This window comes from Streptomyces sp. NPDC006458 (assembly GCF_040612135.1).
Classification (GTDB): domain Bacteria; phylum Actinomycetota; class Actinomycetes; order Streptomycetales; family Streptomycetaceae; genus Streptomyces.
The window spans coordinates 12,323-30,593 of the sequence record NZ_JBEXPR010000016.1 but is presented as its reverse complement, the minus strand read 5'-3'; the positions used below and the strand labels follow the sequence as shown (position 1 = coordinate 30,593).

The 18,271-nt window shown below is 69.2% G+C and carries 21 protein-coding genes; 3 read left to right on the top strand and 18 right to left on the bottom strand.

Going from position 1 to position 18,271, the window contains the following annotated elements; translation table 11 throughout:
- Positions 1-14: 14 nt before the first annotated feature.
- From ABZZ79_RS22030 to ABZZ79_RS22020, 3 genes are all read right to left on the bottom strand, one after another.
- The gene (locus ABZZ79_RS22030) at positions 15-920 is read right to left on the bottom strand and encodes an N-6 DNA methylase (protein WP_356691218.1); all 906 of its coding nucleotides are present in this window, start codon (positions 918-920) and stop codon (positions 15-17) included.
- Entirely contained in the window at positions 917-1,888 is a 972-nt protein-coding gene (locus ABZZ79_RS22025) for a hypothetical protein (protein WP_319656418.1), read from the bottom strand. Before ABZZ79_RS22025 ends, ABZZ79_RS22030 begins: the two co-directional genes overlap by 4 nt.
- 75 nt (positions 1,889-1,963) lie before the next feature.
- A complete protein-coding gene (locus ABZZ79_RS22020; protein WP_030841726.1) occupies positions 1,964-2,536 on the bottom strand; it encodes a hypothetical protein in 573 nt (190 codons plus the stop codon).
- Positions 2,537-2,871: 335 nt separating this feature from the next.
- On the opposite strand from ABZZ79_RS22020, the gene ABZZ79_RS22015 reads away from it, so the two are divergent.
- From ABZZ79_RS22015 to ABZZ79_RS22005, 3 genes are all read left to right on the top strand, one after another.
- Positions 2,872-3,042: a hypothetical protein gene (locus tag ABZZ79_RS22015; RefSeq protein WP_356691215.1), complete on the top strand. Its 171-nt coding sequence runs from the start codon at positions 2,872-2,874 to the stop codon at positions 3,040-3,042.
- Positions 3,043-3,413: 371 nt separating this feature from the next.
- Entirely contained in the window at positions 3,414-5,954 is a 2,541-nt protein-coding gene (locus ABZZ79_RS22010; protein WP_356691213.1) for a hypothetical protein, read from the top strand.
- A gap of 218 nt (positions 5,955-6,172) precedes the next feature.
- Positions 6,173-7,210 (top strand): hypothetical protein, encoded by a 1,038-nt coding sequence (locus ABZZ79_RS22005; protein ID WP_158824627.1) that lies wholly within the window; start codon positions 6,173-6,175, stop codon positions 7,208-7,210.
- A 36-nt stretch (positions 7,211-7,246) separates the two neighbouring features.
- Here the strand turns inward: ABZZ79_RS22005 and ABZZ79_RS22000 are convergent, their stop codons facing one another.
- From ABZZ79_RS22000 to ABZZ79_RS21930, 15 genes are all read right to left on the bottom strand, one after another.
- A complete protein-coding gene (locus tag ABZZ79_RS22000; protein ID WP_356691211.1) occupies positions 7,247-7,885 on the bottom strand; it encodes a hypothetical protein in 639 nt (212 codons plus the stop codon).
- A 244-nt stretch (positions 7,886-8,129) separates the two neighbouring features.
- A complete protein-coding gene (locus tag ABZZ79_RS21995; protein WP_356691209.1) occupies positions 8,130-8,606 on the bottom strand; it encodes a hypothetical protein in 477 nt (158 codons plus the stop codon).
- A gap of 38 nt (positions 8,607-8,644) precedes the next feature.
- On the bottom strand, positions 8,645-9,406 hold the full coding sequence (locus tag ABZZ79_RS21990; RefSeq protein WP_356691207.1) for a DUF6884 domain-containing protein: 762 nt from the start codon (positions 9,404-9,406) through the stop codon (positions 8,645-8,647).
- A complete protein-coding gene (locus tag ABZZ79_RS21985) occupies positions 9,403-9,765 on the bottom strand; it encodes a hypothetical protein (protein ID WP_356691205.1) in 363 nt (120 codons plus the stop codon). Before ABZZ79_RS21985 ends, ABZZ79_RS21990 begins: the two co-directional genes overlap by 4 nt.
- Positions 9,762-10,211, bottom strand: coding sequence for a hypothetical protein (locus ABZZ79_RS21980; RefSeq protein WP_031062127.1), 450 nt, complete (start codon positions 10,209-10,211; stop codon positions 9,762-9,764). The genes ABZZ79_RS21985 and ABZZ79_RS21980 overlap by 4 nt, the downstream gene beginning before the upstream one ends.
- A 320-nt stretch (positions 10,212-10,531) precedes the next feature.
- Positions 10,532-11,218, bottom strand: coding sequence for a hypothetical protein (locus tag ABZZ79_RS21975; protein ID WP_356691203.1), 687 nt, complete (start codon positions 11,216-11,218; stop codon positions 10,532-10,534).
- 129 nt (positions 11,219-11,347) lie between these two features.
- Positions 11,348-11,956, bottom strand: coding sequence for a hypothetical protein (locus tag ABZZ79_RS21970; protein WP_030841740.1), 609 nt, complete (start codon positions 11,954-11,956; stop codon positions 11,348-11,350).
- A 157-nt stretch (positions 11,957-12,113) separates the two neighbouring features.
- The gene (locus tag ABZZ79_RS21965; protein ID WP_319656689.1) at positions 12,114-13,109 is read right to left on the bottom strand and encodes a DUF4007 family protein; all 996 of its coding nucleotides are present in this window, start codon (positions 13,107-13,109) and stop codon (positions 12,114-12,116) included.
- A gap of 13 nt (positions 13,110-13,122) precedes the next feature.
- Positions 13,123-13,476 (bottom strand): hypothetical protein, encoded by a 354-nt coding sequence (locus tag ABZZ79_RS21960; RefSeq protein WP_319656690.1) that lies wholly within the window; start codon positions 13,474-13,476, stop codon positions 13,123-13,125.
- A gap of 49 nt (positions 13,477-13,525) precedes the next feature.
- Entirely contained in the window at positions 13,526-14,542 is a 1,017-nt protein-coding gene (locus ABZZ79_RS21955; protein ID WP_051715392.1) for an N-6 DNA methylase, read from the bottom strand.
- A 145-nt stretch (positions 14,543-14,687) separates the two neighbouring features.
- Positions 14,688-15,053 (bottom strand): hypothetical protein, encoded by a 366-nt coding sequence (locus ABZZ79_RS21950; RefSeq protein WP_031062136.1) that lies wholly within the window; start codon positions 15,051-15,053, stop codon positions 14,688-14,690.
- Positions 15,054-15,185: 132 nt separating this feature from the next.
- Positions 15,186-15,488 (bottom strand): hypothetical protein, encoded by a 303-nt coding sequence (locus tag ABZZ79_RS21945; RefSeq protein ID WP_051715394.1) that lies wholly within the window; start codon positions 15,486-15,488, stop codon positions 15,186-15,188.
- 78 nt (positions 15,489-15,566) lie between these two features.
- Positions 15,567-16,034: a hypothetical protein gene (locus ABZZ79_RS21940; protein WP_030841759.1), complete on the bottom strand. Its 468-nt coding sequence runs from the start codon at positions 16,032-16,034 to the stop codon at positions 15,567-15,569.
- A gap of 539 nt (positions 16,035-16,573) precedes the next feature.
- Entirely contained in the window at positions 16,574-17,248 is a 675-nt protein-coding gene (locus ABZZ79_RS21935) for a GNAT family N-acetyltransferase (protein WP_030841765.1), read from the bottom strand.
- A gap of 237 nt (positions 17,249-17,485) precedes the next feature.
- On the bottom strand, positions 17,486-18,154 hold the full coding sequence (locus tag ABZZ79_RS21930) for a hypothetical protein (protein WP_030841768.1): 669 nt from the start codon (positions 18,152-18,154) through the stop codon (positions 17,486-17,488).
- Positions 18,155-18,271: the final 117 nt, after the last annotated feature.

Genomic DNA, 18,271 nt, shown 5'->3' with positions numbered 1-18,271 from the left:
GCGGCCGCGCCGGGTCAGGAGGGTGGAACGAACTGCCACGGCCAGAACGGCGGGCGGGTCGTGGTGGGGTACAGCACCGGCCGGGCCTTCTGCTCGGCGCTCGCCCGCTCGGCGCGCCCTTGTACGGCCTGCTCCAGAAGCCGGGGATGCTTCAGGGCGTCGCCGCAGGAGACGGTCACGTGCTGGCCGAGCCTCCAGAGCTGCGCGTTCACGGCGCAGCACGCGGCGTTGAGTGGGTCGAGGTCGTTCAGCCACCAGCGGTACTCGGCGGGGTCGGCGCCGAAGTACCGCATCGTGGCAGCGGCGGCCCGGGTCATCGTGCCGGTCCCAGCCGCGGGTTCGAGGAGCAGATCGCCGGGCCTGCGGTCGGTGGAGAGAAGGATGTCGCCGACGTTGTTGGCAGCCGCCGCCGGAGTGAAGAACTCGCCGGTCGACTGCCGTTCGCTGTAGCTGCGCATCCGGGTGATGAGCAGGCCGAGGACATCGTCGGACTCGGCGCGGGCGGTGTCGGAGCAGTACTCCAGCAGCCCTGCGCGCACGAGGATCCGGGCGTAGTCGGCCAGGCCGCGGACGTCGCTGTCGGTGGGCTGGGAGAGCCAGTCGTGGAGCGGGCGGGCGGCCTCGGTCAGGTCCGGGTCGTAGGTCCAGAACGAGTTCCATCCCGCTCGAAGGGTGTCGACGAGCTGTTCGTCGTCGAGGGGGAGCAGGAGCGGGCCGTAGTCGGGGCCGTCCGGTCGTGAGGGCGCGCAGAGGGCGAGCGCGGCCAGGGTGCCGACCGCGATGGCCCGGTCGCCGGTGCCCCCGCGGTTGGATGTCCACCAGGCGTGCGCGGCGTCTGCGATGGCGTGGGCGTGGTCCCGCCCGCTTTCGGGCGCCATGGCGCGGCGCAGTCCGGCGGGCGGGATGCCGTACAGGGTCACGCCGCGCTCTCCGGCCCCTGCGCGATGAGGCGGTCGAGCTCGGCGACGAACGGCGGCAGGAGTGTCCGCTTGCTGCCCGGGCGCCGGGAGCCGAAGGGCCGCAGCATCCCGGGGTGGCCGCTGCGCTGGAAGTCGCTGTCGATGATCCAGGTCGGGTCTCCGGGCATCCGGGACAGGCGGTAGGCGGCCTTGTTGAGCAGCGAGCTGTGCTCGAAGAGGAGGAGTTCGGCGTACCAGCCGGTGACGGCTCCGGCCTGGCGCTCCTCAAGGACCGGCACGACGCCGGTGTGCTCCAGGGCGTTGTCCTCGTCCGGGACGGTGGTGGTGAACGTCTGGGCGGTGCGCAGCGGGGCCAGGACCCGTTCTGCGGCTCGATGGGCTTCGGGGTAGCCGATCGGGTCGGCGATCAGGCACCGTCCGGCGAGGGTGAGCGGATCGTGGGTGGCGGAGGCGGGGAGATCCAGCGGGGCGAGCTCCCGCAACAGCGCCTCGTGACCGAGGGTGGCGAGGTACCAGTGCTGCTGAGTACGGGTGTTCGGGGGCATGGTGTCCATGGGGCCCTTCCTGGGGGCGGCGGGCGCTGGCGGATGGACCGCGCCCAGCGGGTCAGTTCGGGGGGCGTCGTGGCGGCGGGGCCGGCCGCGGTGAAGGCCGATGACGGTGCCGACCTCGAAGCCGCGGGCCAGGCCGAAGACTTCGCCCATGCGCCTGCGGGTCTCGGTGCTCTGCCGCTCACGTCCGGGCACGTAGAAGCCGTCTTGGGTGAGGAGGCTGATGATCTTGGCATTGACGTCGGCGCGGGTGACATCGAGTGCGGTGACGCGGCCGTGCGTGGTGTAGCGGCGGCTGTCGAGGCCGACGAAGGCGTCGTCGGTGCCGATGGTGAGAATCTCTCCGGGGTTGGTCCAGTTGTAGTCCGTGGCGGACACGCGGTAGTGCTGGTCGAAGGCGGGGATGATCAGTTTCATCGGGTGTGTTCCGTGGCGACCCAGCCGGGAGCGAGCGCGGCCGCCGGGGCCGAGTTCCTCGCTCCCGGGGGTGGCTCAGGCGTGCGCCGCCTCGGCCTCCTCGTCCTCTGCCTTGAGGTCTTCGAAGTAGTTGCGAGCGCTGTCGACCATGCCGGGGACGTCGCACCCGAAGGACTCGGCCGCGTCCAGGAGCGCCGCGAGCATGGCGGCCTCTCGTTCGGCCCCGGCGGCGGCGACGGCGCACAGGACATCGAGCTTCACGGGGTACGCCTCGCTGCGCAGCCCCTCGGCGGCCTGGTGGAGCTCATGGGCGGTGACCCGCCCGTCCGTCAGGCAGAAGACCTGAGCGACCAGATCTCCGATCACGCGATCGGCGCTTTCCTGGTCGTCCACGACCCGGTCGTCGGGGATGTTGAAGGCGATCTGGGCCATGGCCTCGGCCGCGAGGACGCCGAGCCGTACGCGCTCGGCCAGCTTGGGAACGGGCAACAGGGCCTTGGGGGCCTGCCTGTTGTAGGCCTCCAGCGCCGCGTGGGCCCATGCGGCGCGGTCCGCGAGGGTGCACTCGCGTGCGGGGTTCATGTTGACGCCGGATTCCGCGGCTGCGGTGAAGCGAGCAGCCTTGCGGTCGGGGATGGACGTGTCCACGGTCGTTCCTCTGGGTGAGGTTCCAAGATGGTGGTGTGCGTGAGAGCGGTACGTCGCTCGATCACGACAACCACACTACACATTGATTCATGAATACGCAACACACCCTAGGTGGGTTGACGGGCATCTACCCCCTTCGGGTAGGGGAGTGCGGGCATGCCGAAGACCGCCCTCGACCGCTCGGCCCGAGTACGGCCAACGGGCAGGGCATAGCGGTGTTCTGTGGACATGCGCTGTGTTGCCTCATGTCGTGTTGCGGCTGAGGGAGTCAAGTGGCGTACGAATGGCGTCTGTTCTGGGTGGGCGACGGGGGCAATGCGGCAGGGAGTCGGCCTGTGCCCGACTGGGAGGACTTGGAGGAGCGCGAGCGGGCGCTCGGGCTGCGCGAGCGACAGCCGATCCTCGTCTCGCCGGATGGCCGGGTGACCCACGCGGCCCTGGAACAGCAGATGGCTGCACGCGAGGGCGTCCCAGACCTCGCCAGCCGGCGTCAGCCGCGCCCATAGATTTCGTGTCCGCCACCGCCGAGCGGCGGCACCGACCGGCGCCGCCGCTCGCCCTACGTCACACCCTTTACTGGATGAGCTGGTCCAGCAACCAGGTCACGACAGCGCGAGCGACGCCAGACAGGATGCCACCCAGAGCAGCGCGTGCCATAGCCATGCGTTCACTGCCAGGCCAGTGGTTCTTGTGTGTCATCTCAGTGCCTCCTACGGAACCGTCACGCCTCCTCGCCGGGCGTGGTGGTCCCGAAGACACCGCTCCGTGCGGTTTCCGGCGGTCTCCCGCATGCTGATAGAAGGAATCCGTGCTGGTCAGCCATGTTTGAAAGGAGTCCGGTTCAGCTCCGGTCCGGATATAACAGGGCGGAGTGCAGATGAGCGCCACCGCATTTGCCGTGCACCTGAAAACGCTCTACCAACAGGCAGGGGAACCGACGTACGCGTTGCTCATCCGCCAGGGCGAACAGCAGAAACCGCCGGTGAGGCTGACTAACTCGTCAATCGGCGATTGGCTCACTGGTACGAGCACACCCAACGAGGGACTCCCTGTTCGCTTCCTGTTGGAGTACCTGCGTGCCAAGGCGGAGCAGAAGGGACACCGTGTTCCGCCGCTGCAGTGGTGGCTGGACCTGCGTAAACGAGCTTGGAAGGAGACACACCCTGATCGCGGTGGGCGGCCTTCTGCGAAGAGCGGTTCGGAGCCAACGCAAGAGCCGTTGGGACCGATGATCTCCGAGGTGACCGATCCGTTCGCACTGGAGGTACACCCAGCAATCGAGCCATTACAATCCGTTATGGAAATGAATCTCCCGACGCTCCCCGCTTACATTGAGCGCGAACACGATGTCCAGCTGCGCGGGGTTGTCGAACAGGCGGCAGCCGGGCAAAGCAGAGTCGCGGTTCTTGTCGGCGGATCCTCAACAGGCAAGACCCGCGCTTGCTGGGAAGCTGTCCAGGCTTTGCCGGACGAGTGGCGACTGTGGCACCCCCTCGAACCGGACCGCCCCGACGCCGTTGTCGATGCGCTTGGCTCCATCGGACCCTGCACCGTCGTATGGCTCAACGAAACGCAGCACTATCTTCTCACCCCAGGGTCCAAGCTCGGAGACCGCGTCGCCGCTGGTTTTCGCGAGTTGTTGCGCAGTCCAGACCGTGGACCTGTCCTCGTCCTGGGCGCCGTGTGGCCTGAATATTGGGCCACTCTCACCACGCCTCCCACGCCGGGCCAAAACGATCCCCATGCTCAGGCCCGCGCCCTGCTCAGGGGTACCGGCATTCCTGTCGCCGATTCGTTTGAAGGCACCGCGCTCGACGAGCTACGGGTCAAGGCTCTCAGTGACCCGAGACTGGCTGAAGCCCTCGCCCGGGGAGAGGGTGGCCGTATCACCCAGTACCTCGCCGGCGCCCCAGCCCTCCTGGAGCGCTATCAGAACGCCCCCGCTGCGGCAAAGGCACTGATCGAGGCCGCCATGGACGCCCGCCGCCTCGGCCACAGCCTCGCCCTCTCTCGCGTGCTGCTTGCTGAAGCAGCGTCCGGCTATCTCACCGACACCGAGTGGGACAACCTAGGTGAGGAGTGGCTGGATGAGGCCCTCACCTATACATCCTCGCCCTGCCACGGCATCCGCGGACCCATCACCCGTATCCGCCCCCGACCTCGCCACCCCACTCCAACGGAACCGCACTACCGCCTCGCCGACTACCTAGAGGAACACGGTCGGGCCGCCCGCCGCACGGCTCGCGTTCCGGTTGAACTTTGGGATGCACTCACAGTCCATGCCGCGGTCCGCGATACACCTCAAATCGCGCACGAGGCTGAGAGGCGCGGCCTGTATCGGTATGCCTACCAACTGGCAGCCCGTGCAACAGCGGTCGGCAATCCGGAAGCAATGCTAATCACTGCGGACTTGCTGGACAGGGTTGGCCGGATTGAGGAGGCTGTGGCCTTCTATAAGCGAGTAGTCGAGAGGTCCAGCGATAAAGATCTGTCTATTTACGCGATGTCGATGGCGGAACACCGGCTCGTAGGGGAAGGGCATACGGAGGAAGCAATAACCTGGCTGGAAGAATTGGCCAAGATCGGCAACGTCGACGCCGCGGAGGCGGCGGACAGGCTCAGAGAGGCACCTCAAGTCGACGAGAAGCTGATCGAGTTCTATAGAGGGAAAGTCGAGGAAAGTGGAGAGGGTGTCGCGGAGGCCCTCGCTTTCTACGAGCGAGTGAGTACCTCCGGCGAGAGTCAGCGCCTGCGCCAAGCAGCGGATGACATGAAGTGGGGTGGCCAAGTACAGGAAGCATACATGCTTCATGACAAGGCAGTTAAAGCGGGCGACGTCGATGCTCTTCAGATAGCAAATGAGAGAATCATCCAGATTGGCCGAACTGTTAGGCATACTCGTGAGGATGGTCAAGACCTCCTAGAGACCGCAGAAGCTTTGAACTGCGCAGGCCGCACCTATGAATCGACAAGTTTCTACCAACGCGCGGCAGAAGCCGGGAACTTCGGCTGCCTTCGGACAGCAGCAAGGCGCATGGCTGCGGAACGCCGCGCCGAGGAAGCCTTGACCTGGTTGCATGGCCTAGCTGAGGCGGGCAATCGGCATGCACAAGAGCTAGTAGCTAATCAGCGCGAATGGCAAAACTGGGCGGAACGCGCCGATCGGCTCGTCGGTTGGGCCTGCGGCTTGGCGGATTCTGGGTTTGCCGATGCTTTCCGCGTAGCGGCCTCTGAGCTCGTTGAGGTGGGCCGTATTGAAGCGGCTCTCACTACATATATGCGAGGAGCTGAGGCCGCCGATAGGAGGTCTTTGATCGCGGCTGCAGACCTGCTCAAGCGTGGGGGGCGCTTCGAAGAGGGTGAACGACTGAGCAGGTTCGGGATCGAGCCGGGTGGTCGTATCGCAGAACCGTGGTGACAGTGAGGCTGGTACCGCTGTCATCGCCTCGGTGGGATGCCCGCTGAGCGCTCTCCGCCCCTGCAGGCGCCGGATGGTGGGGGCGCCCTGGCGCACACAGATGCCTCCCGCGTGCGGATGGAGACTCCGAGAACCCAGCCAGCACGGTTGCCGCACGCCAGTAGGCTGGCTGCGGCCCGTTGGCCTGCCACGTCTCCTCGACTCCGGGAAGTGCTGCCGTGAGTGATCAGCCCCGTCTCGCTGAAGCCGGCGACGACGCCGTCGCCCTGCGAGAAACGAGTCGGAACTATCTCCAGATGGTGGCGCAGTCCTGTGGCGAGGAGTGCGACGCGCCCTGGGCCTGGAACGAGTTCGGTCTGTGGGTTCCGCCCGAGGACCCGTCGGCCGCGTTCGAGGAGGTGCAGTGGATCTTCGGCGACTGCAGTCCCGAGGACCCCGCCACCGTCGAGATCCTTTGGAAGTCTTGGGACGAGGCCGCACCGGCCTGGTACCGCATGCACATCATGGAGACCTACACCGACCGGCCTCGGCCGGCGCTCCGCGGCACCTGGGCGAACCCGGCGACCGGCCTGGTTGAGCTTGCCGACGTGGTCGCGGTGCGGCCTTCCATCGAGGGCCTGCCGCTGAGCTGCACGCAGACGGCGAGTCCGACATTCCGGCCCTCCCCCCTGCGCCCGGCCGCCGACCCGGAAGACCTGCTGCCCGAGATCACGATGACCCAGGCCGAGGCGGAGCTGATGATCAGCCTCTACCTCCACCTGGAGAGCCACCGTCTCGGCCCGCTGTGGACCACGATCGACGCGCAGGCAGCGGCAACCCGCGACCGGCTCCTCGACATCATCAACACCGCCGGGGCGGCGGGCTCACGGACCGACATCAACATCACGGTCGCCGTCCGCGACACCTCCGTGAGCCAGTGCCCACACCACGTCTTCGACCCGGCACCGGCCTACACCGGCGTCGACGAGACCCGCACAGTGGGGCTGCACGAGGTCGCGCACGCCCACAAGGACGGCACCGTGGGCCTGGAGGAGCACGGGCACGAGTACCTGCGTGCGGTCCTGACCTGCGTGGCCCTGTACGGCGGGAGCGTCCACCTGGCCACCGTCCCCCTCGACGGCTCCGCCGTGCCGGTGGCCACCGAGTCGCTCTACCGGGTCCACTACGACTGGCGATGCGAGCTCGTGGAGGACGCCGAGCAGCGCCAGATCCGCAACCTCAACGACATGATCGCCACCCGCGACGGCGGCCGCTGACCGTTCCCGACAGCGCCAGGCTCTGACGTGGGCGCGCTAGGCGTCGCCCTTGGCGCGGATCTTCCTGATGAGCTCGGCGTCGCCGCGCATCACCCCGGGGACCCTGGTGTCGGCTTCGGTCTGCCCGTGTTCCTCGCCGCACGGACACACGCTCCATCCATCGGTCTCGATGTGACCCGCGACCTGCTCGATGATGTCGGCGGCTTCGTCGAGCAGTCCGAGCGGAACGCCTGCGCTGTCGCTCGCCGAGTCGGCTCCGATGGCGAGGCCGATCTCGAAGATCAGGTCCGTTGCGTGCTGCACGGTGCGGGAATCGCCGTTGCTCGAGGCGTACTTGATGGCCTGTGCCAAGGCCATGAGCGGGCGGGAGCAGCCCCAGCGCGGCATGAAGACCGTCCGGTCGTCGACACGGACCGGCCGGACGCCGTGGACGGTGTGGGCGCCGTCGGTGTCTGCCGCGCTGGCCTTGGCGATCTGGTCTGCCACGGCGGAGGGCTCGATGTAGCGCAGGGCTGAGCGGGGCTGGATCCCGAGCCGGTCCGCCACCATCGCCACGTTGTGAGCGAGGACGTTGGTTACCGCGACGGAGACGACGTCCAGTCCTCGGGTGAGGAGTTCGGCCTCCGTCTGGGTCGCGAGGGCCTTGAACGCCTTGGTGTTCTTGATGTCTGCCACGGTGATCAGCGTAGAGCCCTGGCTGGTGGGCTCTCGCCGGATGAATGAAGCGGCTCGGCCGGCAGGCGGGTTCACCCTTGGGGCTGGCCGGCGTAGGTCTGCGCCTGCTTTCGCCGTAGGGTGGCGTACTCGCCGTCGGCTGCGAGGAGGGAGTCGTGGGTGCCCTCCTCGATGCCCAACAACCGAACGGGAGCGGGCGGATCGCCAGGTCTCTCACCCGCCGCCCGCCGTCCAGCGTGACGCACTATGTACTGGTCACCGGGGCAGCTTCGACATGCACTCGGGATGGGCGTGCCCACTGGTGCGCCAGTGCATCAATAAGGGGTGGATGACTCGCCTCACTGGAGCGCCTCTCCGGGAACGGTACGAGTCGGTCGATGCTCAGGCGATTCGTAGAAGGCTCCAGCGACGGGAAAACCCTGGTCAGAGCCCGGCGGCTCATCGGAACACCCAGGACCACGACACCCACCAGCAGTTGGCCGTCGACCACCTGGCCGTCGTCGCCCCCTGCTGCCTCGAGGTCCACCAGCCCGAACCGGTGGACCGCCGGCGGCCACCCCGACAGGTAGTGGTTCGCCTGGATGTACTCCCGGGCGGGTGCCTCCGCCAGCTCGACCACCTCGTAGCGACGCCGGTCAAAGCCGCCCTGCGACGTATGAACCCACGTCGGCACACCGCCGCTCCACCGCTGAGCCCAGCCCTCGGCGCTGCCGGCAGCCATGGCTTCCCACCGCGTCGGAGCGGGCCCGAGCGGCGCGCTCACCGCTCCTGCCCGGTTTCGGCCCGCGCGGCGAGACGGATCTGGGAGAGGCGTTGCTTCATCTCCCCGATGCCACCGGCTCCGGCGAGCGGCGCCTCAAGGCCCGGCCAGGACTGCCGGGCGAGGGCCACGTACTTGCTGCCGGCCAGTACCGTCACCTCCGCCGACTCGATGCCGCGTTCCCGGACCTGCGCCTGCACGAAGTCCGCGCTGACGCTGCCGGGGTCGCCCACGGTGATGTCGTACGGGTCGATCTCCGTGGACAGGTCCAGGAGCCCGTGGGCGGCAGAAAGGATGTACTGGCGGCCGCCATTCTGGAGCAGGGCTTTGGCCGTCTCCCGGCAGGAGCCGTGAAAGGTGCCGACGTACATCGCGCCGGCGGTCACGCGGCGGTCCTGCTTGGCCTTGCCGCAGCCGACGACGACGATCCGGAACCGGCCCGCGCCCTCGGCGCGGGCCCGCTGCCAGCCGTCCTCGGTCAGAGCACCGCCCCAGACGTCCAGCGCGTCCCGCGTCGCCTTCTGTCCACGAAGGACGTCGCGGCTCTGATCCAGGCCGACGTAGCCGACGTCGGCGAGGGACGCCAGGGTCCGCAGGTTGACGGACTTGGGCAGCAGTCCGATCGGGTCCCGGGCCCCGGCGAGGAGGGCGCGGCACTGGGCGGGGGTGATGCGGGGTGTGAAGGCTCCGGCCGTACGCGGCCGGTCCGGGGCGCCGGGCGGCGTGGCCGTGGCGCTGTTGTGGGTGTGGTCGGTGGTCATGGTGTTCCTCGTGATGGGGTCGGCGCCAGCGGGGTGTCGGCCCAGCGGGCGGGCAGGGTGGTGTCGCCGTCTTTCTCGCGGCGCTGGTCTTCCAGGTCGGCGGCTTGGACACGGCTGCGGTGCCACTGCTCGGCGGTGTGGCCGCTCGGCCGGCGGCACCTTTGTCTGGGAGTGGCTTTGCATGTGGGGCAGGTCAGGGATGCCGGGCAGGTGTCGCCGATGTCCTCGCCGTCGCAGAAGCCGCAGGGCGGGCCCGTGGCCGGCAGTGCGCGTCCCGCGACGTCGACGAGGAGACCGGCCGCGCGCCAGGCGCGTTCCTCGGCTCTCGTCGACGGCGGCCCGAAGCTCTGGCGGTTCACGCCCCGTCTGTCTCGGCTGCCGGGTCCGCGCGGACGAAGGACTCGCCCTCGGGCCAGATCGCGATGATCTTGTGGTGGGACAGGAACTCCTTGGCGACCGGGCCCGGCTCGGCGGTGAACAGCAGTGCGCGGCGGGCGGGGGAGAAGAGCCGCGCGCAGTCGCTGATCACTCCGTACGCGGCGATGAGCGCGCCGTAGTGCGATCGGTGACAGGCCATCACCACCTCTCCGGCAGTCGCGTCGAAGAGGTCGGTGGACGCCAGGACGGGATCCGTGACGACGCGGTGCCGCAGGACACGGTGTCCCTTGGCCGTCAGGTGGAAGAGGTAGGCGGTCAGGACCGCGTTCTCGGAGCGGTCGGCTTCCTCGTCGTTGGCCCGGCCGGGCTGGGGGCGGGCAGAATCAGAAGGGGCCAGGTAGGAGACGTGCGGACGGTCGGTGGTCATGGTGTGGGCGCTTCCGGAGTCGGGTGATGCGGTGGCGAGACGACGGCGCGGCGCAGCATCGCGGCAAGAGAGGCTCAGTTGGGCGGCCGGACGGTGATGGGGCGCATCCGCTGCGGTGGTGCTGGGGGACGAGGGGAGCCCCGCGCGGGCCGGGGGTGAGAAGACCTGAACTGGCCGACGCCATCGCGGTGGGGACCTGGCTGCGAGGGAGAAGCTCTATCCCGGCGCACACCTGCGGGTGGGGGGCGGGATCAGCGGTGGCGGTGCCTGCCCGGCCTGCCCAGGACTGGTTGAGGGCAGGCCGCATCCTTCAGCTTCGCTCACCCACCGCTCGTCGGCAGCGGTGCCGCCCGGTCGAGCTTCGAGTACCACTGGCTGACCTCGCGCGCCGAGTACGTGACCGGATGCCGGTCCTTCTCGTGGACCGTGACGACGATTCCGTCCGCAGACTCTTCGAGCCCATCGACCCAGACGTACTGGAAGTAGCCGCCCGCGGCGCTGTAGTGCATGAGGCGGTCCCCAGGGCCGACGGGGGCCTGGACTGTGCCGCCGGTGTACCGCTTGTAGGGCACGAGGACCTGCGGGACCCCTTCCGGCACGGCCAGGGCGCGATCAGTCAGCATGTCCGTCACGTGCTCCCTGATCAGCGCGTACAGGGACGGGGGCGGCGGGTTCTCTGTCGCCAGTGCCACAAAGGCCAGTCGGAGCCCTTCGTCGTCTCGGGCGGGCGGGCATCCGCGGGTGTCGGCGAGGGCGAGGACGTCTTCGGCGTACCGGTGGGCGATGCGTCCGCGGTGCAGCTGTGCGGTTGCGGGGGAGTTCGCGACGACGCACGCAGGACAGGACAGGGGAGCGTCGGTGACGCGCGCCGGGTCGAGCTTCTCGTAGTGGTGGACGACCGAGTACCGGCCCGCGTCGCAGGCCACGTCAATCATGAAGCCGGTGTGGCTGTTGAGCAGGCCCTCGTGGACGGCGCCGTCGTGGCCGATGAGGTTCTTGTGGTCCATCTGGTCTCGACCGCCCCCCCGGGGGCGGTGTCCTCGCCTTCGGTGTGTACGTCGGTGGTTGGCTGGACGACTTCTGGTCCGGCGGCACGGACGCGGTGCGCGGTGCGGCCCGCGCCCGTGCCGTCCGGCTCATTCGCTCAGGTAGAAGGTCACGCCACGGCACACGAAGCGGACCGGCCCCGTCGCGTTGCTGGCCAACTGGTACGCCTCCTCCTCGGAGACCGAGCCCGCCTCCGTCACGATCTCGTCGAACCGGGTCTGGCCCTGGAGGTAGCGGATCAGCTCGTACTTGGCCTCCGGCCCGTCGAGCGGGATCGTCGACCCGCGCGGGGGGTGGTAGTCGGTCAGGCCGCGCCCGACCCATCCGGCCGAGAGCCGGACCGGCGCGGGGAAGGGAACGCGGTGCGCGAGGTGCCGGGCGACGGCCTCGTGGGCCCGCTGGTCCCACATTCCGTTCCAGACGTCGCTCGCGTTCTGAGCCTCCTCGTCGTACGCGGCCAGAGCCCGGCGCATGTTGAGGTACTCGTTGCCCTCGCGGAAGTGCCGGGACGTGGCCCAGTTGCCGTCCGCGTCGAAGCCGTCGTCCATCGACTGCCCGTCGTGCTGGCGGCCGACCATCCAGTGCCCCGTGGACTCCTCCACGCCGAGCCACACGCCCTCGAAGGAGCCGCGCCACGCGCGCCGCGCCTGGTGGACCACGGTCCAACCCTGGTGCTGTCCACCGGTCTTGATGCGCATACGTGTCTCCTGCTCGTCGGTAGGGGAAGGCGCGGGGCGCTCAAGCCGCCGGGAGGCGAGCACCACCAACAGGCATCACTGTACACATGGAAACAGGAATACGCAACATCCCTTGTGTTCGTCGGGGTGATCTGCGCCCGCGGGAAGCCGGAGTCCGTCAGGACAGGGACGACGGGGAACCTCCCTCGGCAGCACGGCTGGTGGCCGACCGCAGGGAGGGGTAGGCGCCGGCCAGAACGTCCTCGGCGAGAAGGACGGGCGGGCACGAGTAGACGAGCGTCTCCTCGCCGTCGCCGGACTGCACAACGGCCAGATCCGCATGACTGTTGGCGACTTGGTTCAGGGCTCGGCGGAAGTCAGCGGTGCCGGTGAGAAGCAGCCGGCCGGGCCCCAGGGGATCGGAGGCGAGCCGCGCCAGGCTGATGGAACCGGCCGAGGGGCTGGCGGTCCGGGCCGCGAAGTCCAGGCTCGCGTACGCCTGGACGGGCGCGGGGCAGTGGCGGCCGGCCATGCGGCGCAGGGCCACGAGGTGGCTGCGGTCGGCTGTGCGGTCGGCGGGCGGCTCGGGGTCGAGCAGGTGGAGGGTACGGAACGGGTTGGAGAGCTCGTCTTCGATGTTCGCGGCGGTGGGGTCGCCGGGCGCGTACATGCTCACCAGGCAGGCGACGTCCGAGGCGAGTACCGACGCGGCCGGGGTCCTGTGCCCGGCCGCGTCGGCGGCGGCCGCCAGGCGCTCCTGCAGCTCGGAGCGGCTGGACCGGCTGAGCGGGGAGTGACCGAAGAGATACCGCCAGGTGGGCACGTGGCACGGCTCGGAGCTCACCAGCCACCAGTGCAACAGCCAGAGACTGGCGTCGAGTTCGAGGTAGGGGTCGGCCCCGGTCTCCTCGTCCAGGAGCCAGTGGGCGCGGTTCGTCGGCACCAGGTCCTGGCCGTTGCGGGCGGCCAAGCCGAAGGCCTGGGACCAGAAGGCCATGGACGGGACCATGCTCTTGCCGACGCCGAGCACGACGGTCGCGTCGGGGCGCCGCAGGGCGGTCGGGTCCTGGCGCAGGGCGTCGTAGACCTTGCGGAGCCACCCGTAGCGCGGTGGGTAGCCACGGTGCCGGCCGAAGGCAGGCAGGCAGCCGGTCAGAGGAGTGCGGTTCGACACGATGGTCCTTTGCTCAGTCGAGTGAGAGGGGGCTGCGGTCGGAAAGGGTGAGCCGGGCGACGAGACGTGCGAGGGAGTGCGCCCAGTCGGCCGGGGTGTCTGGAACGAGGAGGTCCTCGCTCCAGACGGTGCCGTCGCCGATGAGCGGCCGGCTGGTCAGCCGAACCTGGCTCGGACCGGCCGCGGCGCGGCAGAGGTCGAGTTCGTAGGACCGGGTCTCGGTGTCGATGTACCAGGACAACAGGCCCTCGGCGTCGGGACATCCGCAGGTCAGCACATACACGCTGGTACGGCTGGGTGCCGGCATGACGGCGCGCAGCGCCCGGGCTACGGCCTGGCTGTCGCTGTGGTCGTGGGCTTGTGCCACGGTTCCTCCTTCGGGCCCGGCCCACGAGGCGTGGGCCGGGGCGGAGCAGCTATCTGCTGGTCGTGAGGGCGTCCAGCAGCTGCTCGGTGGTGCGAGTGGCGATGGCGAAGCCGATCAGTTTCATGACGTCGTCGCGGTGGCGCGCCATGTCACGCTGCCGGGCAAGGGTTTCCTCGGCCAGGTCGGGCTGTGCGAGGACGTCTCCGCATCCGACGACCGCGCGGGGACCCAGTTCCCAGACGAGGGTGTTGACGGCGGCTCCAGCGGCGGCCAGAGGGTCGAGTTCGAGCATGACCCAGCCGCGCTCCGCCGGGTCCTCGCCGTCGCGGCGCAGGTCCTGCGCCGCGGAGCGGAAGAGCCCTCCGGTTCCGGCGGCCGGCTCGAGCGCCCACTCACCGCGGTGGTGGGGTCGCTTTCCTGTGCCGCCTTCCTCGGCCAGCATCGCGGCGATCAGATCGCTGATGTCGGGCGGGGTGTGGTACTCGCCGAGGCTGCGCCGGGAGTGATGGTGGCGTAGGGCTGTAATGACCCAGGACATCAGGTCGATCCGGGACCGCTCAGCGGGGTCGGTGTCTCCCGTGTGTCGGAGGACTCCGTGGCGCAGCGCGGCAAGGGCCACAGCACGCACGCCCGCGAGGTGGGTGTCGTGCAGGTCCTCCCTGGTCCAGTCGAACAGCGGGCGGGCGGTGGCCCAAAGGTCGGGGCGGAGGCCGTAGTAGTAGTTGGCGCTATCGGCCAGGCCGCGGACCAGGACGCGCGGGGGCTGCGCGGCGATGTACGCGGCGATCGTGTCGGCGGCCGCCGCCCCGGGGGACTTCTGGGGCCACAGGGCGAGGGCCGCAACGACCCCTGCGGGGATGTCGAGACGGCTGCCGCCGGCCGCGTGCCAGGCTTCGGCGACGGCTTCGCCGAGGACGGAGCCGGCGCTACGGCTGACGGTGATCGGAGGACAGTCGGTCGTACCGGCGTGCCGGGCGCAACTCGGGTCGGTGCAGTTCCGAGCCCTGTGGGTGAGCACCTGGCCAACGGCCTCGGTCACGAGGGCGGCGGTGGAATCAGCGGGCATGAGGGTTCCAGGACATGGGTGGGTGGGGTGTTGTGGTCAGGAACAGGAAGCCGGTGCCGGGGCCGCGAGCGGGAAGGCGTCGTCCGCGGCCCTCGGACCTGCACGTTGTGGTGATGGATGCCGTAGGGGCGTTCACCCGGCTCGTTCAGAGGACTCCGCGGCGGGCCAGCTCGGGCTCGCACAGGGAGCACGTCCCGCACGGCGTGCGCTCGGCGCATCCCGGCTGCGGGAGGGCGTCGGCCTTGTCGTTCCCGCGATGGACGAACTTGGGCCACTCGCGCTCGTACAGGAACTCCCCGGCCCACTCCCGGGACTGGAACCCGGGGATGCGTGAGGCGTCGTTGGCCGTGACCGGCTGGGCGACCCACGTGGTGGTGCCGTCCGGGAGGGCGTGTTCCCACACGTACCCATAGGCGGTGGTGCGGTCGGCCTTGCTCACCACGAGGAACCCGCGGGTGTAGTCGTTGTGGGCGGGCTGGAAGTCGATGTGCTGGGCGAGGCCGGGCAGCATGATCACGTCTCCGGGGCGGGGTACGGATGGTGTCGGGGATACGGAGCCCGATCGAGCCCCAGTCCCCGCCGGCCCCTGCACCGACCCTGGATATGGGGATCGGTGCGGGAACGGCGGGGGAGGCCACGGCGCTCAGGTGTTGGGCAGTGCGCCGGACCCGGCGGCGTACTTGACGCACGCGGGCGTGGAGTCGCGCAGATCGGGGCCGCGCAGTCCGCGGCTTCCTCGTGGCAGAAGGCCGCACTTGAGACGCTCTCGACCGCCGGGGATCTGCTTGAGCACCTTGTTGGCGCACCCTCCGCAGACGGCGGACGGGTTGTCGAGATCGGCGTCCAGGAGCGCCACGCGGGTCGCGGGGTGCTCGCCGCGGTCGAGGTGCATGCGTATTGAGCCGCGGCCGGATCGAGCCGGGGCGGGGTTCAGGGGCGTGGTCATGGTGAAGGTCCTTCCTGGCGGGTTCGTTCGTCGGTGGCGGCACCGCGGGTGTCGGTGCCGCCAGGGCGGCTTCCGGGGCTACTTGGCCTTGCGCTGGTCGACCCGGTGGGCCTGCGATGCCGCGCGCATGACCTCGTCGAAGTCGAAGCCGAGGTTCTGGGCGTACGCGCGCAGTTCGTTGAGCAGCACGTGCAGCGCCTTCGAGAAGGTGGGGTAGGGGTCGTCTGCCATGTGCACGCGGAGGGCGGCAGCGGCGTCGCTGGCGTGCACGTACACGTCGAAGAGGTGGTCTGCGGCGGCCGAGTCGTCCGTGTTGTGGATCGGCGCGACGGACGGGTCGAGGTTCGGCATGGCGGCCAGAGGCCGTTCGTCGAGTCGCGCCTTCGCGTCGCCGTCGAGGCAGCGTTCGACGTCGGCGCGCATGTGACTGGCCAGGTGCATCAAGTCGGTGGTGACGTCGACCAGGGTCAGCCAGACGTCGGCCCAGCCCCTCCGGTAGGCGAGAAGGGCGGCGTCTACCTCTGCCTCGTGGGCGACAGCAAGCATGGGAGGACTCCAGAGCAGTAAGGGGTTGTGTGCGGCGTGGACTTGGAGGCCCGCCAGCGATGCAATCAATCTACACACCGAAACGCGAATACGCAACATCATCCGTGAACGCCTCCGGGCCCATCTTCGGGAGGCGGCCCGGGCGATCACGTATCCGGACCCACCATCCGAGTTCTCGGGTATGCGGCGCACCGGCCGCCTCGCTGGAGCCTTCTACTCGCTGGCGCCCCTGCGCGCCCGCTGCTGGGCCGGCGGCTGCCGGCGGGGCATCGTGCCGACGAAGAGCAGGAGCGCTGTCAGTGCTACCCCGGCCGCAATGACCGCGCCGACAAGGCTGGCGGGCTCCAGTACCCACACGCTGACCAGGGCGACGACTGCGCTCGGCGCGCCCCATCGGAGCGCCCATCGGCCCCAGGGGCTCGGGCTCTTACCGTCGACAACCGGCATCAGTTCCTCCTTGGTTCTGGATGCCGGCTGAAACCTGCATCCGTGCGTGAATTCCATGGCCGGGGAGGGCAGGCAACCCGGGCGTGATCAGGTCAGACGCGGAATTGCTCGCCGTCGAAGTACGCGCCACGGGCCATCCGGGTGTTGGGAAGGACGCCCGAGACGACCGGGGAGGTAAGGCCCGGGACGTCGACGAAGGCCGTGTATCGGTCCAGGAGCCGGGCGGCCACCCGGGTATCGCCCCATCGGTGTCCAACCGCGTTCAGGGGGCCGAGGGCCACGTTCAGGCCGTTCATGATCGAGAAGCCGAGACCTCGGTAGTAGCTTTCCAGCTCCGGGAAGCAGTTGAGGGTCAGCAGTCCGTAACCGGCGCGCGTGAAGCGGCGTACGGAATGCCGGACGAGTTCGGCCCCGATGCCTCGCCCGCGCTGCTCGGGATCCACGGCAACAGCGGTGATGATCGCGGTCCGTTCCGCCAGAAGGTGCGCCAGCGGCACGTCGATGCCGGGATGGTCGAAGAGCCACAGCGGAACGCCTCCGATCAGGACGCCGACCGTCTCGCCTTCATCGCTTTCGGCCACGACCATCAGGGCCCGGAAGTGGGAGAGGGGCCCTTCCTGCGGCAGGGACAGGTTCGGCCGCACGTCCTCGAACGCGTCGGGATCGTCGGGGTTCACGTCGACGAGGAGCCGCATGACGGCGTCCGCGTCGGTGGGCGCCGCGTCGCGGAGGATGATGCCGGGCAAGCGAGTGCGGGTGGTACCCATTGGGGCTCCTGGGGTGATTCGAGGCGCAGTGCGTCGCCTGGCGGAATGGAGGGGTTGCCGGAGGGACCCTCGACGGCGACCTTGGTCACGCTGGGGCGTGAGCGAGATTCGAATCGGGATGTCGGCTGGTGCCTGCGTCCGTGGTGTACTCCCCGGCCGGGCCAGGCCGGCCGGGAACGGCGCAGTCAGACGAGTGGGTGCGGACCTGCGGGATTTCTCAGGCGAAGGGCAGGTTGCCTACGAATGTGTCTGGGTGTGTTGGGACTCCGTGGCGGTGAGATAGGACTCCAGGCGGGTGATGCGTGCTTGGATCTCACTGCGGAGTCGGAGGGCGGCCCGTAGGTCGCGCTGGGCGGAGGTACGCCGGTCGGGGGTCCGGTACCGGGCGTATTCCCGGTCGGCGCCGGAGACGCAGTCGGGGTCGGCTTCGTGGACGGTCAGTGCCGCCCGAATGACCTCGCGTGTTCTGACGGTGACCAGCGCGGAGGCAGGTTTCGAAGCCCAGTCGCCTGCACGGATGCTGACGGGGAAGTCGGTGGTGTCACCGCCACGTGCCAGGGTCAGGCCGGGAGACTGGACCTCCACCCCGTCGATGGTGAGAATCGGCTCGTGCTTGACCGGTGTTCCGTTAGGGAGCGGTCGGGTGCTTCCGAATCGGCCGAAGGTCACGCCAAACCGAGTCGGAAGGAGGGCGCGGACCTTCTCCGCCCCTAGGTCGATGTGGCCCCAGTTCTGGTCGTCGTACGCGGGGGAGATGGCCACCATGCCAGCAACCCCGTTGCCTTCGACCGCGTACACGTTCGCGGCCGCCGGGCGCCGCACCATGGCCAGGCCCGGGTGGGTGGACTCCAGACGCTGGACGCGGACGGGTCCGAGGATCGTGGTGACGGTAGTGGTCTTGGTCATGCGGGGCTCCTGAGGCGGGACGCAATGCGTCGGGGTGGCGAGAGGAGGGAACCGTCGGAAGGTCCGAAAGCGGTGTCCACGGGCATGGTGGGCACGGACGAGATCCGGGCTTACGGG